Annotated in this window: 17 protein-coding genes and 1 other RNA gene; 17 read left to right on the forward strand and 1 reads right to left on the reverse strand. The window is 37.6% G+C overall.

The features are described 5' to 3' along the window. The first annotated feature begins 415 nt into the window (after nt 1-415). Nucleotides 416-1,696, forward strand: a complete 1,281-nt coding sequence (locus JC2156_RS00500) for an NAD(P)/FAD-dependent oxidoreductase (protein WP_006844885.1) — start codon at nt 416-418, stop codon at nt 1,694-1,696. Nucleotides 1,697-1,699: 3 nt separating this feature from the next. Then, entirely contained in the window at nt 1,700-2,095 is a 396-nt protein-coding gene (locus JC2156_RS08535) for a hypothetical protein (RefSeq protein WP_006844886.1), read from the forward strand. Between the two features lie 102 nt (nt 2,096-2,197). Here JC2156_RS08535 and JC2156_RS00505 read toward each other — a convergent pair whose 3' ends face one another. After that, nucleotides 2,198-2,797: a TrmH family RNA methyltransferase gene (locus JC2156_RS00505; RefSeq protein WP_006844887.1), complete on the reverse strand. Its 600-nt coding sequence runs from the start codon at nt 2,795-2,797 to the stop codon at nt 2,198-2,200. 187 nt (nt 2,798-2,984) lie between these two features. Here JC2156_RS00505 and JC2156_RS00510 point away from each other — a divergent pair, with 187 nt between their 5' ends. From JC2156_RS00510 to JC2156_RS00575, 15 genes are all read left to right on the forward strand, one after another. Next, the gene (locus JC2156_RS00510; protein WP_006844888.1) at nt 2,985-3,818 is read left to right on the forward strand and encodes an energy-coupling factor ABC transporter ATP-binding protein; all 834 of its coding nucleotides are present in this window, start codon (nt 2,985-2,987) and stop codon (nt 3,816-3,818) included. After that, nucleotides 3,794-4,660, forward strand: a complete 867-nt coding sequence (locus JC2156_RS00515; protein WP_006844889.1) for an energy-coupling factor transporter ATPase — start codon at nt 3,794-3,796, stop codon at nt 4,658-4,660. Before JC2156_RS00510 ends, JC2156_RS00515 begins: the two co-directional genes overlap by 25 nt. After that, on the forward strand, nt 4,653-5,456 hold the full coding sequence (locus tag JC2156_RS00520) for an energy-coupling factor transporter transmembrane component T family protein (protein WP_006844890.1): 804 nt from the start codon (nt 4,653-4,655) through the stop codon (nt 5,454-5,456). Before JC2156_RS00515 ends, JC2156_RS00520 begins: the two co-directional genes overlap by 8 nt. Before the next feature lie 30 nt (nt 5,457-5,486). Next, nucleotides 5,487-6,236 (forward strand): tRNA pseudouridine(38-40) synthase TruA, encoded by a 750-nt coding sequence (truA, locus tag JC2156_RS00525; RefSeq protein WP_006844891.1) that lies wholly within the window; start codon nt 5,487-5,489, stop codon nt 6,234-6,236. A 31-nt stretch (nt 6,237-6,267) separates the two neighbouring features. Beyond that, nucleotides 6,268-6,353, forward strand: an RNA gene (ffs, locus tag JC2156_RS08675) — signal recognition particle sRNA small type. 135 nt (nt 6,354-6,488) lie between these two features. Then, nucleotides 6,489-8,228, forward strand: a complete 1,740-nt coding sequence (gene dnaX, locus JC2156_RS00530) for a DNA polymerase III subunit gamma/tau (RefSeq protein ID WP_006844892.1) — start codon at nt 6,489-6,491, stop codon at nt 8,226-8,228. A 36-nt stretch (nt 8,229-8,264) separates the two neighbouring features. Then, entirely contained in the window at nt 8,265-8,864 is a 600-nt protein-coding gene (gene recR, locus JC2156_RS00535; protein WP_006844893.1) for a recombination mediator RecR, read from the forward strand. After that, nucleotides 8,864-9,127, forward strand: a complete 264-nt coding sequence (locus JC2156_RS00540) for a YaaL family protein (protein WP_006844894.1) — start codon at nt 8,864-8,866, stop codon at nt 9,125-9,127. The genes recR and JC2156_RS00540 overlap by 1 nt, the downstream gene beginning before the upstream one ends. Nucleotides 9,128-9,139: 12 nt before the next feature. Next, nucleotides 9,140-9,784: a dTMP kinase gene (gene tmk / locus JC2156_RS00545; RefSeq protein ID WP_006844895.1), complete on the forward strand. Its 645-nt coding sequence runs from the start codon at nt 9,140-9,142 to the stop codon at nt 9,782-9,784. A 3-nt stretch (nt 9,785-9,787) separates the two neighbouring features. Further along, complete coding sequence (locus tag JC2156_RS00550; protein WP_006844896.1) at nt 9,788-10,117, forward strand: cyclic-di-AMP receptor; 330 nt, start codon at nt 9,788-9,790, stop codon at nt 10,115-10,117. 164 nt (nt 10,118-10,281) lie between these two features. After that, nucleotides 10,282-11,292 (forward strand): DNA polymerase III subunit delta', encoded by a 1,011-nt coding sequence (gene holB / locus JC2156_RS00555; protein WP_006844897.1) that lies wholly within the window; start codon nt 10,282-10,284, stop codon nt 11,290-11,292. Nucleotides 11,293-11,345: 53 nt separating this feature from the next. Next, nucleotides 11,346-12,230 carry a 16S rRNA (cytidine(1402)-2'-O)-methyltransferase gene (gene rsmI / locus JC2156_RS00560; protein WP_006844898.1) on the forward strand — a complete coding sequence of 295 codons (885 nt, stop codon included), beginning with the start codon at nt 11,346-11,348 and terminating at the stop codon, nt 12,228-12,230. An 11-nt stretch (nt 12,231-12,241) separates the two neighbouring features. Continuing rightward, nucleotides 12,242-12,976, forward strand: coding sequence for an acyl-[acyl-carrier-protein] thioesterase (locus tag JC2156_RS00565; protein WP_006844899.1), 735 nt, complete (start codon nt 12,242-12,244; stop codon nt 12,974-12,976). A gap of 76 nt (nt 12,977-13,052) precedes the next feature. Next, nucleotides 13,053-14,054, forward strand: coding sequence for a UDP-glucose 4-epimerase GalE (gene galE, locus JC2156_RS00570; protein ID WP_006844900.1), 1,002 nt, complete (start codon nt 13,053-13,055; stop codon nt 14,052-14,054). Between the two features lie 294 nt (nt 14,055-14,348). Further along, nucleotides 14,349-14,993: a hypothetical protein gene (locus JC2156_RS00575; RefSeq protein ID WP_006844901.1), complete on the forward strand. Its 645-nt coding sequence runs from the start codon at nt 14,349-14,351 to the stop codon at nt 14,991-14,993. Nucleotides 14,994-15,136: the final 143 nt, after the last annotated feature.

Here is a 15,136-nt window from a genome sequence, read left to right on the forward strand (position 1 = left end):
GGTGAAGTTGAGATAAAACCTTGAGTTTTTGAACATATTAGAGAGAGGCTGGGGCTTTTGTTCCAGCCTCTTTTATCATAATAAAAGACTAAAATATGATGAAATATAGTGCTCATTATTAAATGTTAAAAGATGCTAAATTTAAGGTTGAAACGTTATGATTAAAATGATTAGGTCCTTTGTGAACCTAGATTATTGAAAATCAATACTGTCTCATATAATAATCCCCGTTTCGGTCTGAAATACGTTAAAATAAAAGAAAAAGGTTACGTTAGAATCAGGCTTAAACGAATTGATTGAAATGGGATAAAAGTTAAACGTTATTATCCGTAAATATAAAGTTAAAAATGATCTAAAATGCTTTATTAAATTTAAGCGACAGTATTTTAAAGTGAGAATGAGCGAGGGGAAACTGATGAAGAAGCGTATTGTAATTGTTGGAGCTGGTTATGCTGGAGTTATGACGGCTCGTAAATTAGCTAACCAATTTAATCAAAAATCAGAATATGAAATAGTTTTGATTGATGAGCATCCCTTTTTCACGTACCGTACGAGTTTACATGAAGTGGCGACTAAGCGGATTGAACCTAACGCCGTACAATTTGATTTACGACAGCTTTTTATGCATCAAAAAAACGTTAAGATTGTGACAGCACGGGTTGAAAATATTGATGCAAATCAACATATCATTCATACCTCGATAGGACAGGTGGATTATAATAAGTTGATTTGGGCTGGTGGTGTTGAGGCACGGTCTGATGTTCCTGGAGTGAATGAATATGGTTTTCCTTTTTGGAGCTTGGACCAAGCAACTTCTCTGCGAGTACATATAGAAGAAGTCATTCGGCAAGGCGCAATTGAATTAGATGAAGATATTCGACAGCAAAAATTACGGCTCGTTGTGGTTGGTGGCGGTTATCTGGGGGTTCAAATTCTTGGTGAACTACTGGATGAACGTAGAATTTTGGCTAAAGCGAACCAACTTCGTAATCGCGAAATTGAATTAACCTTAGTCGAATCTAAAGCCGAAATATTATCAGATTTAGATGATGCTCGGGTTAGTCATAAAGTTGAAAATTACTTAAGGCATCAAGGCGTCAAGGTTTACAAAAAGAAAGCTGTATCAGAAATTTTTGAAGATCATTTAGTATTGAATGACGGTGATAAGATTATGACTAATACCGTTATTTGGGCTGGTGGTACGCAGGGTCGAACGCAAATGACTGAATTGGATTTAAGTCAAGATGAAGAACGACATCTGCAAGTTACACCTGAAATGCGGATTCAGGATCAAGCTGATATTTATGCATTGGGTGACTCAGTGATTCAGCCTTTGCCAGCGCATTTAAAAGAACGGAAGGGTTCAGAAACCTTAATGCCTAAACGTGGTGAACATCGTTATTTCTGGCCTCAAAATGTGCATAATGCAGTCAATCAATCAGGTAAATTAGCCAATAATATTGCGGTTAAATTATTAAATCATGGAGATTTAAGTGCTTTTAAACCGAAAAGTCAACGGATTTTTATTTCTGTTGGATCACGGTATGGGGTCGCGATTTTTAAAAATCGTTTAGCGGTAACTGGATTTTGGGCACGTGAGTTTAAGCATTTAAGCAATTTACATTTTTTGGCCCAATTGGGATCAACTTATCAAATACATCAATACTTAAAGCGTGAAATTTTCTCAACGCCGTAACATATGATTTCTGGACAAGGAAATGTTTCCAATGTCGGAAATACCTTGTGGTCTTTGCCGTTACGTTTAGCGACGGGAATATTTTTGATTATTACTGGGGTTGCGATTGGAGGGGGAATTGGTTCTATCTTTGCGGGAGTAGGAATGGCCCTGTTCTTTGGATTTATGACCACAATTGCTGGCTTTATGACTTTTTTGTTGTCGCTTGTAATGCTGGGAACTTCTTTTTCAATTTCAGCGTTGCTACTCCCCTTTGTCGGAATTGCTTTGATGAATGGTGCCGGACGTTCATTTGGGGTTGACTACTGGTTAGTTCCATTTATTCAAAAGAATTTAGGAATATTTATTACTGGTGATAGTCAAGCTAGCTATAATGACTTGGAAGATGAAAAAAGATAAAATTAGTATTTATAATATAATTAAAAAGGGAGCTCGGATTTTTCCAGGCTCCCTTATGATATATTGCAAGAATCTTTAAATTAAAATTACTGCTTATTTATGTTATAGGTTGGGGTGTTGAGCAGCATAAAAAGCTAGGACAATTCCGTGAGCGACTGAAACGTTGAGTGAACGAACGCTTCCGGCTTGGGGAATATAGAGCATTGCATCAGAAGCTTTAATTAATTCATCAGCGAGGCCAATTTGTTCTTCACCAAAAATGAAGGCTGCCTTTTTAGCTAATTTGGTTTCAAAAAGGTTGGTTGGTTGGTAAGATTCAATGTTATCAATCGCGTAAATGGTATATCCTTCAGCATGTAGTTGATCAAAAATAACTTGATAATCGGTTACTCGATGATGTTCAATATGTTCGTAGTTATATGTTCCAACTGATCCACGACGGTCCCATTTTTTTGAACCCTCTGGTCGATCGGGGAAAGATTGATTAACTGGATTAAGGAATATTAATTTGCGAGTCGCAAAAGCATTGCTATTACGTACGGCTGTAGCCTTGTTAAAATCATGCGTTAAATTTTGCATGATTGAAACGGCTTCATTACGTTTTTCGTCCAAATCTGCCCGAATGGCTTCATCAGACATATTTTTATAATAATCAGTGACATTCCGATAATCATTGGAATGGTTTAAATCGATTTCAGACATAGTTAATTTTTACCTCGTTTAAATTAAATTCGAAGGCACTACCTTTTAAACTAGTGAAGATTGATTCATCGAAAATCAAATAAGCTAGAATAAACACAGTACGATACTCTTATTGTAACAAGAAGCTAATGATATTTGGTAGAATATCGTAGAGATTAAAATTAAAATTTTTAAGGATGTATGAATTATGATTGAGATTAAAAATTTAACATATACATATCCTAATCGCTCCGAACCGGCGTTAGAACAATTAAACTTTAACATTGAAAAGGGAGAATGGGTGGCAGTAATTGGTCATAATGGTTCTGGAAAGTCGACATTGGCCAAATTATTGACCGGTCTTTTGAATACACAAACTGGTCAGATTAAAGTTAATCAATTAGTAATTAATGAAGAAAATATTTATGAAATTAGAGATCTGGTTGGGATGGTTTTCCAAAATCCAGATAATCAATTTGTCGGTGCAACGGTTGAAGATGATGTCGCCTTTGGGTTGGAAAATCGACAAGTTAAACGCGAAGAGATGTATCAACGAGTTCAAAATGCATTAAAACGGGTTGGGATGCAAGATTTTGCTACAAGGGAACCGGCTCATTTATCTGGTGGGCAAAAGCAGCGGGTTGCTTTAGCGAGTGCTTTGGTAATTGAACCAAAAATTTTGATTTTAGATGAAGCTACCGCTATGTTAGATCCTAAAGGCCGCCGGGAAATGATTGAATTAGTACGTAATCTTAAGGCGGAACTAGGTGATGAATTGACAGTTATTTCAATTACACATGATATTGATGAAGCGGCGCACGCTGATAACGTGATTGTGATTAATGATGGAAAGTTAGTAGAGATGGGTCAACCAGATCAGGTTTTCAATAATGCTGAAAAACTAATTCAATTAGGATTAAATGTTCCATTTGCGGAACAACTCAAAGTTAAGCTGGCACAGCGTGGGATTAAAGTGCCGACAACTTATGAAACAATGGATGGGATGGTGGATTGGATATGGCAATCAATTTCCAAGAAGTAGGTTTTACCTACCAAGTTGAGTCACCTTTTGCTGTGCCAGGCGTACATGATGTTAACTTTACGATCCCAAAGCAGCAATTTACGGCTGTGATTGGGCATACTGGTTCGGGAAAATCGACAATGTTGCAATTGTTGGACGGATTGATTTTACCGCAGAGTGGTAAAATTGAAATCTTAGATCAAATGGTCACGCCAGAAACGAAATTAGCGGCTACGAATGAAATTCGCCGCCATGTGGGAATGGTTTTTCAGTTCCCTGAGGCACAATTATTTGAGGCGACCGTCTTAGAAGATGTGATGTTTGGCCCTAAAAATTTTGGTCATAGTTCTGAAGAAGCCAAAACTTTAGCATTAAAAGCATTACGTCTGGTTGGTATGCCTGAAAAATTTGATGATCAATCACCTTTTGATTTATCAGGTGGTCAGATGCGTCGGGTGGCTATTGCAGGAGTGCTAGCGTTAGAACCGGAAATTTTGGTTCTCGATGAACCAACAGCGGGTTTGGATCCACAAGGTCAACAAGAACTGATGGCGCTATTTGCACAATTGCAACACGAATATGGAATGACAATTATTTTGGTAACCCATCAAATGGAATTTGTAGCACAATATGCACAACATGTTTTAGTATTTGAACATGGAACAGTTATTAAAACGGGAACGCCTGAAGAAGTCTTTTCAAATCAGCAATGGTTACAAACAAAACAATTAGATGTTCCGATGGCTAAGGCTTTCGCAGATCGATTAGAAAACAAAGGTATTAAACTTGAACATGTGTTAAACCTTGACGCTCTAGCTGATCAATTGGCGCAAAAAATAAGGGAGGCCAACAAAAATGTTTAGTAAAATTTTGATTGGTCGTTATTTGCCGGGTGATTCAGTGATTCATCGTTTAGATGCACGAGTTAAGTTGGTTTTGAGTATTGCCTTTATTTTTATGATTTTCTTAGCAACTAATTGGCCAGGCTATCTTCTTGCTACGGCTATTACTTTATTAGTAGTGAGCTTAACTAAACTGGGCTTTGGTGTTTTCTTGCGGGGTGTGCGGCCTTTGATTTTTCTAATGCTGTTTACCACTATTTTGCAAATTTTATTTGTGACAACTGGTCATGTTTTGTGGTCATGGGGTTGGTTGAAGATCACTAGCGATGGATTAGTTAACGGGGTAGCTATTTTTATCCGTTTTATGTTAATTATTATGTTTTCTACGGTCTTAACATTGACGACGACACCATTAGATATTGCAGATGCGCTTGAAACGTTATTGCGTCCCTTACAAAAAATCAAAGTTCCAGTCGCCGAGTTAGCTCTAATGGTTTCGATCGCATTGCGCTTTGTACCAACTCTATTGGATGAAGCAGAAATGATTATTAATGCTCAACGAGCGCGAGGTGTTTTGTTCAATGAGGGGAGTCTGGTGAAACGAGCGAAAGCTTTTATTCCAGTGTTGATCCCGTTGTTTATTAATGCAATTAAACGGGCTATTGAATTAGGGGATGCAATGGAGGTGCGCGGCTACCGAGTAGGGGTCGAACGTTCTAAATATCGGATGCAAAGTTGGCACAAAATTGATTCTTGGGCAGTAATAATTTTTATTGTTTTTGCGATCTTATTATTTGTTTTTTATCTAATTTTTTAAAATTTATCTGAAATGAAGGAGGGGTATAAGATGCCAAGATATCGTGCTATTGTTGCCTATGATGGAACCGATTTTTCTGGTTGGCAAGTTCAACCAAGTAAACGAACGGTGCAAGGAGAATTAGAAAAAGCTGTGAATAGAATGGCTAAAAATCCGGAACAACCAATTCGAGTTCAGGGGTCTGGTCGAACGGATGCTGGGGTCCACGCTTTAGGTCAAGTAGCCCATTTTGATTTACCTTTTGATATTCCCGAAAGTGGGGTTCGTAAAGGACTTGCGACGATGTTACCCTTTGATATTGAAATAAAAAAAGTAGAGAAAGTTGATGCCGACTTTCATGCTCAATATAGTGCACATACAAAAACGTATCAGTATCGTTTATCAAATCGTGCTTTTCGGGACCCATTTAAACGCAATTATACTGGATATTGGCCGCGTCGGATTGATCCTAGTAAAATTGAAATGGCGATAAATGATTATTTAGGTGAACACGATTGGCAAAGTTTTGCGGCTTCTGGATTTCAGGCTAAAACCACAATCCGGACGGTCACGGCTGTTAAATTCATGAATGATGTTGAGCATGAGGAATTGATTTTTGAATTTACGGGAACCGGATTTTTGTATAATCAAATTCGAATTATGGTCGGCGTTTTATTAGAAATTGGTGGGGGGAGTCGCCCAGTTGATGATATCCCACGTCTATTAGCTCAAAAAGATCGACAACAAGCCCGATTAACAGCTCCAGCTAGTGGTTTGTATCTTAAATCAGTTGATTATTAAAACTAGAATGTGTTATAATATTTATGTCGAAAGACAAGGGCAAGTTTGCACTTCGAACCGTGTCAGGGTCGGAAGGCAGCAGCACTAAGGAGATCGTGGACTGTGCCTTATATATGAAATTTAACAAGAGGTTCGGAAATTTATGTTCCGAGCCTCTTTTTGTAAACATTTTTATAAAATAATTAGTTTTAAACTAGCAAAATTTTGGTAGAATAAAGGGTAAGATTATAAATTAAAAGGGGAGGGTCGCAAATGGCTTATCAAGCACTTTATCGGACCTGGCGTCCACAAAAATTTGCCGATATGGTTGGTCAAGAGGTGGTTACAAAGACCCTCCGGAATGCTTTAATAACTGAACAAATTTCGCATGCTTATCTATTTACTGGACCTCGAGGAACAGGAAAAACTTCTGCGGCCAAAATTTTTGCAAAAGCCGTTAATTGTTTACATCCAGTTGATGGTGAGGCTGATGGAACTTGTGAAATTTGCCAGGCAATTGATCAAGGAACATTAGGCGATATTATCGAACTAGATGCTGCATCTAATAATGGAGTGGATGAAATCCGAGAAATTCGAGAAGATGTTAATTATGCACCTACTTTGGCTAAATATAAGGTCTATATCATTGATGAGGTTCATATGTTGTCAACGGGGGCATTTAATGCTTTATTGAAAACTTTGGAAGAACCACCAGCAAATGTTATTTTTATTTTAGCCACTACGGAACCACAAAAAATTCCGGCAACGATTATTTCAAGAACACAACGATTTGATTTCAAAAGAATTGATGCCAATGCAGCCTATGAACGGATGGTATATATTCTAAATCAACGTGGTAATAACTATGATGATACAGCGGTTAAGGTCATAGCTAATGCCGCTGATGGTGGAATGCGTGATGCCTTGAGTATTCTGGACCAAGCCCTTTCTTTTGGGAATGGAAATGTAACACTGGACAACGCTCTCTTAGTGACTGGATCGGTAACACAAACTTTGTTGGGTGAATATGTCATGGCTTTGGTAGAACACAATTCTAAACGGGCTTTAGCTAAGTTAACAGAGGTGTTAACTGACGGTAAAGATGCTGGACGTTTTATTGAGGATCTAATCAGTTATGCCCGCGACTTATTGTTGAATACTGAGGCACCGGATTTAATTTCATTGGTACCTGATGATAATTTTAAACAATTGGCCCAAGAGCAAAAGGCTGATACTTGGTATCAAATGATTGATGTACTTAGTGAAACCCAACAACAACTACGATTTACTAATCGTCCTAGTATTTACTTGGAAGTATTAACCGTTAAATTGAGTCGTTTAAACCAGGCTGGAGTTGCTGAACCACAAGCAGTGGTAGCAGGAAATTCCGCTACAAATGTACACGTAAATACTGAAACTACGCTGAAACCCTTAGATGATTCCAATGATGGTACAGTGATTGAGACCGATAACGTTGCACCTGTTGCTGAGCAGCCTATTAGAATTGCACATAAGGCAAGTACAGAGAAGAAGCATATTTTTGAAGTGCTAGATGCTGCCACACGTGGTGATTTGAATCGTTTACAAGCAGCTTGGGCAGATATTTTAGCTCAATTGAATGTTTCACAAAAAGCTATTCTTAGTACTGCTAAACCGGTGGCCGCTTCTTCAAACGGTGTACTTTTAGGTTTTGACTTTGAAATTTTCCGTGATAAAACCAAAAAAGATCAAGGTCTGGTTGATCTTTTGAATGAACAAATTAGAAAGTTAACTGAAAGTAAAGATGAGAGAAACTTGGTCTTAGTTACCAACGAAGAATGGCCAGATATACGAAATCAATGGATTCAACAACATCGCAAAAATAAACCAGCAACTGAAAGTGCAGCAGCACCGGAAGCTGAATTAGCGGCCACTGATATTCCAGAACAAAATGAGAGCACCCAAGATCAAACGATTGTGCAAGCCGCTAAAGATTTATTTGGGGATGAGTTAGTTGAAGTGAAAGCTGATTAATTCAGCTTACTTGGTAGAATGCAAGGGGGAGATTTGATGCAGTATCCAGAACCAATTGCAAAATTAATAGATAGTTATACGAAACTACCTGGAATAGGGATTAAAACAGCAACACGTTTAGCATTTTATACCATTGATATGCAAGAAGAAGATGTAACCCATTTTGCGCAATCATTAATTTCAGCTAAGCGTGATTTAAAGTTTTGTAGTATCTGTGGAAATCTAACAGAAGAAGATCCTTGCTCAATCTGTCAGGATGAAACTCGTGATCCTTCGGTTGTTTTAGTGGTTGAAGAAGTGAAAGATTTAATGGCATTGGAAAACACTAATGAATTCCGAGGACGATACCATGTTTTACATGGTGTTTTGTCACCACTAGCAGGAAAAGGTCCTGATGATATCAATATCGATACGTTGGTCCAACGTTTGCAGAAAAATGAAGAAATTCAAGAAGTTATTGTTGGAACAAATGCCAATGCTGAAGGTGAGGCGACAGCGATGTATTTGAGCCGTCTTTTGAAACCAGCGGGAATCAAAGTATCTCGACTAGCCACTGGCTTGGCGGTTGGTAGTGATATCGATTATGCGGATGAAATTACATTGATTAAGTCCGTTGAGGGAAGGACGCAGATGTGATGTTTGGATTAAAGAAGCTAAAATTAAAACCGGAAGTTTACGATGCAGAATTGTTGGATGCAATTGATGATGCAAAATATGATTATGAAAAAGCTAAGGCATCAGAAATAGCCCTATTTGAAAGCGAAATTGATCCACGTTGGATCAAAGCACAAACGGCTTTTGCTAAACAAAAATATTTCTTCTTGTTACGCGCGGCCCGCACTAGAAAAATGAAGGGCCAATGGCAACGATCGATTATTCGTTCGGAGCAATTAGATTAAGGAGATAAATCCATGGTTGGAAAATTTATTAGTTTTGAAGGACCTGAAGGCGCCGGTAAAACAAGTGTCTTGAAAGTTTTGATACCTCGTTTACAAGCGCAATATGGTCCACAGCTATTGGTCACGAGAGAGCCTGGTGGAACTGACAATCCAGTCGCTGAAGCCATCCGTGATTTGGTTTTAAGTCCAGATTATCCCACGATGGATATCAGAACTGAGGCTTTATTATATGCAGCATCACGACGGGAACATATACAAAAAACGATTAAACCAGCTTTGGTAGCTAATAAAATTGTTTTGTCAGATCGCTTCGTTGATAGTTCAATTGCTTACCAAGGGGCGGGGCGTGGAATTGGATTTGAAGCTGTTCGAAAATTAAATGATTTTGTTTTAGAAGGATTCTTGCCAGATTGCACGATTTATTTTGATATTCGCCCAGAAGTAGGTTTAGCTCGCATTAAAGCTCATCGTCAAAATGAGATCAATCGGTTAGATCTTGATCCGATTGAATTTCATCAGCGGGTGAGTGCGGGATATCATCAGTTAGCTAAACAAGATCCCAAAAGGATTATTATAATTGATGCTGAGCAACCGATTGAACAGGTTATTGAAGATGCTTGGCAAGTTGTTAACCGTATTTTGAAAATGGAGGAATAAACCATGAAAATGATTATTGCTGTGATACAAGATAAAGATGCGAACAAATTAGGAACTGCGTTTATTAAAAATAATATTCGGGCAACGCGAACAGCTACCTCTGGTGGATTTTTGCGTTCAGGAAATACTACTTTTATGATTGGAATTGAAGATGAACGAGTTGATGACGTGCTTGAGGTGATTAAAACTAATGCGAAGGCTCGGAAACAATTTATGGCACCCTCAGCTAGCTTGGACTTATCATTTGAAGCCACTACGGCAATGCCGATGGAGGTTCAGGTTGGTGGAGCGACGGTCTTTGTTCAGGATATTGAACAATTCCATCATTTTTAAAGATCGATTGATCAAATTTCCTTAAAATTATGATTTAACCTTGCTTTTTATTCTTTTTAATAGAAAATGAGGTTAAAAAATTAATTTTAAAATTATTTTAATAGGAGAAGTATAATAATACCCACCCTATCTTTTAAAGACTTGATAAAATTAAGGAGTAAAGCATGGAAGCTCAAGAAATTGTGAAACGCGCTTATTTGCAACAGTCAGCGCTCGTGGAGCGGTTAAAGCTGGCAATTGAGAGTCATCAATTGGCCCATGCTTTTTTATTTACTGGTCCAAAAGGTCAGGGGCAGCTGGATGTGGCAACTTGGTTGGCCATGCGGCTAATGTGTGAGCATCCCAAAGCCGATGGGGATCCTGATTTAACATGTTCTCATTGTCAAAGAATTGCTGCTCATGAACATCCTGATGTAATTGAAGTGAAACCAGATGGGCGTTCAATTAAAATTGATCAAATTCGTTACCTTCAAGATGAATTCAATAAAACAGCTGTCGAAGGGCAACAGAAAATTTTTATTATTAGTGCAGCTGATACTATGACCGACAATGCAGCAAATGGTTTGTTGAAATTTATTGAGGAACCAGTGGGGCAACAAACGGCTATTCTAATGGTTGAAAATCGCCAACAAGTTTTACCAACGATTGTTTCACGAACCCAAGTTATTGATTTTCATGCAATTGAACCTGTGGCTTATCAAAAGGCTTTGGTACAACTGGGATATTCAAAAGAGCATGTTAAATTAGTAGCTGCTTTGACTAATAGTTTGGAAACGGCTGGGGAATGGTTGGTTGATGATTGGTTTGAAAACAGTTATCAAGTTGTGGCAGATTTAGTTGAAAGCATTTTAAAACTTGATCCTAAAGCATTTAATCAAGTTCAAATTAATTTGATGCCTTTAGCTCAAGATAAGAGCAAACAATTAGTATTATTGAATTTGTTAGCGTCTGCATGGCGTGACTTGCTGTTGTCATTGGATGGAGCGATTAGTGAACCACGGATGATTGAAGCTAAACAATGGCTCAGCTTGGCACAGTCTTTTGGAATTAATAGGGTTTTAAAGGTGCAAGACATCGTTTTGGAAGCTCCTAAATGGTTGAAGAGTAATATTGGTTTTCAAACGGTGGTTGAGACAGTGATTTTAAAAAGCCAGTTCGGATTAGCAGCTAATTAAAATGATTAGCTAAAATACTTTGATCAGTTAATCTCAGTAGGAATGGAGTAGGGATGCAAGTACAAAAAAGTTTTAGTAAGCAAACAACCGGGACTTTATTTTTAGTGCCAACACCAATTGGTAATTTGGGTGATATGACCCAAAGATCAATTGAAACCTTGAAAACAGTGGATTTAATTGCTGCAGAAGATACACGGCATACAGCACAATTGTTGAATCAATTTTCGATAGCAACCAAGCAGATCTCATTTCATGAACATAATAAAGAAACTCGGATTCCAGAATTAGTGGAACGCTTGCTAGAGGGTATAGATTTAGCACAAGTTTCAGATGCAGGAATGCCATCTATTTCTGATCCGGGGCATGAATTAGTGCAGGCGGCTTTAGATGCTGATATTCCAGTGGTACCAATCCCAGGGGCTTCGGCAGGAATTACTGCGTTGATTGCTTCTGGCTTAGCACCACAACCATTTCTGTTTTATGGGTTCTTGCAACGAAAGCCCAAAGAGCAACAAGCAGAATTAACTCAATTAGCGCAACATTCAGAAACAATGATTTTTTATGAGGCACCACATCGATTAGCTAAAACTTTAGCAAATATTAGCCAAGTATTAGGTCCTAATCGACGAGTTGTCTTAGCGCGTGAGTTAACTAAACGGTATGAAGAATTTTTGCGAGGAACTGCAGATGAATTGCTGACTTGGACGCAAGAAAACCAAGTTCGAGGCGAATTTGTAATCGTAGTTGAAGGTGGATCCGGAGTGCCATTAATTGAAGAAGAGAGTGATCCTTTAGCGGGATTATCAAACTTGGAAGCAGTTGATGCTTTGGTAAAACAGGGTAAGAAAACAACGGCGGCGGTTAAAGAAATTGCCAAAAAACGTGAATTAGATCGACAAGCTCTATATTTGGCTTATCAAGAACAAAATGAGGGATAATAAAAAACAAAATGCGAATTTACGAAACGAAACATGAAATTTTAGATTTTGAAGGTGATATGTCAGGGAAGTTGATGTTGCCAAATATTTTGAGTTTGACGATTATGGGATCAACAAAACAATCTCTAGCATATGAAGTTGGACCGGATTATACGCATGCCATGGGCTTAGGTTGGATTGTTTTGCAACATGAGATTACGATCATTCGTCGGCCAATGGTTGGTGAAACGGTAACAATACAAACGCATGGAAAAGAGTTTAATAAGTATTTTGCTAAACGAGACTACACATTTTTAGATGAAAATAATAATAAAATTATTCAAATAGATTCAATGTATGCCATGCTCGACATGAAAAAACGAAAAATGGCACAAATTCCAGATGCTGTGGTTCAGGCTTACCAACCTGAATCAGTTAAGCGCGTACCTCATCTAGCTAAACCACTTCAATTTGCAGATGAAGAAGTTGCTGAAATTACTTGTCAGTATCATGTCCGTTTTTCAGACATTGATTCAAATCAACATGTGAACAATGCCAAGTATTTGGATTGGGCTCAAGATCCACTTGGCCGTGATTTTTTGCTAGCGTATGAACCGCAATTAGTTAATATTAAATTTGAGCATGAAGTTTTGCTGGGTGAAACAGTTGAATCAAAAATTGTTCAAAATGGTGATGAAACAAAACATCAAATTTGGATGGGCTCTGAACTAGCTGCTGAAGTAGGGATCAAATGGACTGAAAACTAAAGTAGTAGTATGATATAAATGATTCGGAAGCGGATTCACAACGTTAGAAATTATGAATTTAATAAGGAGAACAGACATGAGTACTTTGGTATTAGGTGGAGCAGGATATATCGGATCACATATGGTTGATTCATTACGTGCCCAAAATAAAGCGGTGGTAGTTGTTGATAATTTGGCAACTGGACACCGATTGGCTGTACCTGAAGATGTTCCTTTTTATCAGGTCGATATTCGAGATAAGGTTGCTTTGTCAGCTGTATTTGATCAAGAAGAAATTGATCAAGTAGTACACTTTGCGGCTTCTTCAATTGTGCCCGAATCAATGACAGATCCGTTGAAGTATTTTGACAACAATACAGCTGGAATGATTTCGTTATTAGAGGTGATGTTGGAGCATAATGTGAAGCAAATTGTCTTCTCATCAACTGCTGCTACCTATGGTGATGCCAAAGAGAGTCCGATTAAAGAAACAACACCACAATTACCAATTAACCCATATGGTTTGTCAAAGCTACAAATGGAACAAATCATGGGATGGGCCGATAAAGCCTATGATTTGAAGTGGGTTGCTTTGCGTTACTTTAATGTGGCTGGTGCTAAGCCTGATGGTTCAATTGGTGAGGATCATCCTACAGAAACACATTTGGTGCCGATCATTTTACAAACAGCCTTAGGTGAGCGTGATGCCATCACGATGTTTGGGGATGACTACAATACACCTGATGGATTCAATGTTCGAGATTATGTACATGTTATGGATTTGGTTGATGCACACGTTTTGGCTCTTGATTACTTGGCCAAAGGTAATGCTTCAAATCAATTTAACTTAGGGACGGCCAATGGTTATTCTGTAAAGCAAATGGTTGAAGCAGCACGTGAAGCAACTGGTATGGAAATTCCGGCAAAAGTTGGGCCACGCCGAGCTGGAGATCCTGACTCTTTGATCGCTGATTCAACGAAAGCTCGTAATGTTTTAGGCTGGAATCCGCAATATGAATCAGTTCAAGAAATTATTAAAACAGCTTGGACTTGGCATCAAACTCATCCAGAGGGATACCAAGATCGTTCTGAAAAATAAATTTAAGATAAAAAAGAGGTTAGTAATATTTAAGATGAACCTCAAAAACTATAAGTTAATATCTAGTTATTTTTTCTAGACGGTACGTTTTCGGTATTTTATCGAGGATTTACCGTCTAGTTTTATTTAGATGAAACTTGTAGTTATTTAATGGCATATTATTATATTTTTCACTTAATTTTTATTAAATATTGCACTCTGTTTTTTGATCGGTAACATGTGGTACTACTTGTGTTTTGTCGTTTGATATAATTCTGAAGTCACATAGATTTCTAAACCACAGGAGAAATATTAATGAAAAAGAATAATATTATATTACTCACAATTGCATCAATGACAATTGTTAGTTTAGCTACACCTATTACCTCAACAATGTTTTCAAATCCAACGACTGTATCCGCATCGCAAGGTGCTTCAGTTACTATGGATAAATATAAAGCGGGCCATTCTATTTTTGGTGATTTTAATGGTAACGTTAAAGATATTTATCTTGCTAAAAACGGTACAGTTATCAAATCAACTATTGCTACTATAAGAGATGACAATTCTTATAGTATTTCTGTTGATGCTAAGTTAGATAAAGACTTGGTTGAAAATGGTGGTAGTTATACTTTAGTAGCTTATGGACCTAATAATTCAGTTATTGCCCAAAGCGCCTTTAATAATGATGCGCCTTCTACAACGAGTGAAATTAAAAATGTTAATTATGACAAAAAATCTGGTTTATTAACGGGTAATGTTGATTCTGCGGTTAAGAATATTAAAATTTCAGCAGATGGTTATTCATATAATGAAGAAGCAACCATTACTAATGGTACCTTTTCGATTAATGTCTCTGATGATTTTTATCACGATATGAAATTTGGTAATCATGTTGTATTGATTGAAGGATTGGATAGCTCTCTTAATACCATTGCTCAAACAACTTATAGTTTATAAAAAATTGAAGTTTATTTTAATTAATTGGTCGTAAAGTTTTCGGTATTCAACCGTTAATTTTTCGGCCAATTTTGTTTTTATTTGGTAAATTTATGACGAATCGTCTCATGGAATGCCTGCATTTTTATTTTTTTTGAAACATA

The sequence above is a fragment of the Weissella koreensis KCTC 3621 genome (assembly GCF_000277645.1).

Bases quoted from the DNA above. Each gene is read 5' to 3' on its own strand.
- JC2156_RS00500 (WP_006844885.1), top strand. From the start codon at position 416: ATGAAGAAGCGTATTGTAATTGTTGGAGCTGGTTATGCTGGAGTTATG.
- JC2156_RS08535 (WP_006844886.1), top strand. From the start codon at position 1,700: ATGATTTCTGGACAAGGAAATGTTTCCAATGTCGGAAATACCTTGTGG.
- JC2156_RS00505 (WP_006844887.1), bottom strand. From the start codon at position 2,797: ATGTCTGAAATCGATTTAAACCATTCCAATGATTATCGGAATGTCACT.
- JC2156_RS00510 (WP_006844888.1), top strand. From the start codon at position 2,985: ATGATTGAGATTAAAAATTTAACATATACATATCCTAATCGCTCCGAA.
- JC2156_RS00515 (WP_006844889.1), top strand. From the start codon at position 3,794: ATGGCAATCAATTTCCAAGAAGTAGGTTTTACCTACCAAGTTGAGTCA.
- JC2156_RS00520 (WP_006844890.1), top strand. From the start codon at position 4,653: ATGTTTAGTAAAATTTTGATTGGTCGTTATTTGCCGGGTGATTCAGTG.
- truA (WP_006844891.1), top strand. From the start codon at position 5,487: ATGCCAAGATATCGTGCTATTGTTGCCTATGATGGAACCGATTTTTCT.
- dnaX (WP_006844892.1), top strand. From the start codon at position 6,489: ATGGCTTATCAAGCACTTTATCGGACCTGGCGTCCACAAAAATTTGCC.
- recR (WP_006844893.1), top strand. From the start codon at position 8,265: ATGCAGTATCCAGAACCAATTGCAAAATTAATAGATAGTTATACGAAA.
- JC2156_RS00540 (WP_006844894.1), top strand. From the start codon at position 8,864: ATGTTTGGATTAAAGAAGCTAAAATTAAAACCGGAAGTTTACGATGCA.
- tmk (WP_006844895.1), top strand. From the start codon at position 9,140: ATGGTTGGAAAATTTATTAGTTTTGAAGGACCTGAAGGCGCCGGTAAA.
- JC2156_RS00550 (WP_006844896.1), top strand. From the start codon at position 9,788: ATGAAAATGATTATTGCTGTGATACAAGATAAAGATGCGAACAAATTA.
- holB (WP_006844897.1), top strand. From the start codon at position 10,282: ATGGAAGCTCAAGAAATTGTGAAACGCGCTTATTTGCAACAGTCAGCG.
- rsmI (WP_006844898.1), top strand. From the start codon at position 11,346: ATGCAAGTACAAAAAAGTTTTAGTAAGCAAACAACCGGGACTTTATTT.
- JC2156_RS00565 (WP_006844899.1), top strand. From the start codon at position 12,242: ATGCGAATTTACGAAACGAAACATGAAATTTTAGATTTTGAAGGTGAT.
- galE (WP_006844900.1), top strand. From the start codon at position 13,053: ATGAGTACTTTGGTATTAGGTGGAGCAGGATATATCGGATCACATATG.
- JC2156_RS00575 (WP_006844901.1), top strand. From the start codon at position 14,349: ATGAAAAAGAATAATATTATATTACTCACAATTGCATCAATGACAATT.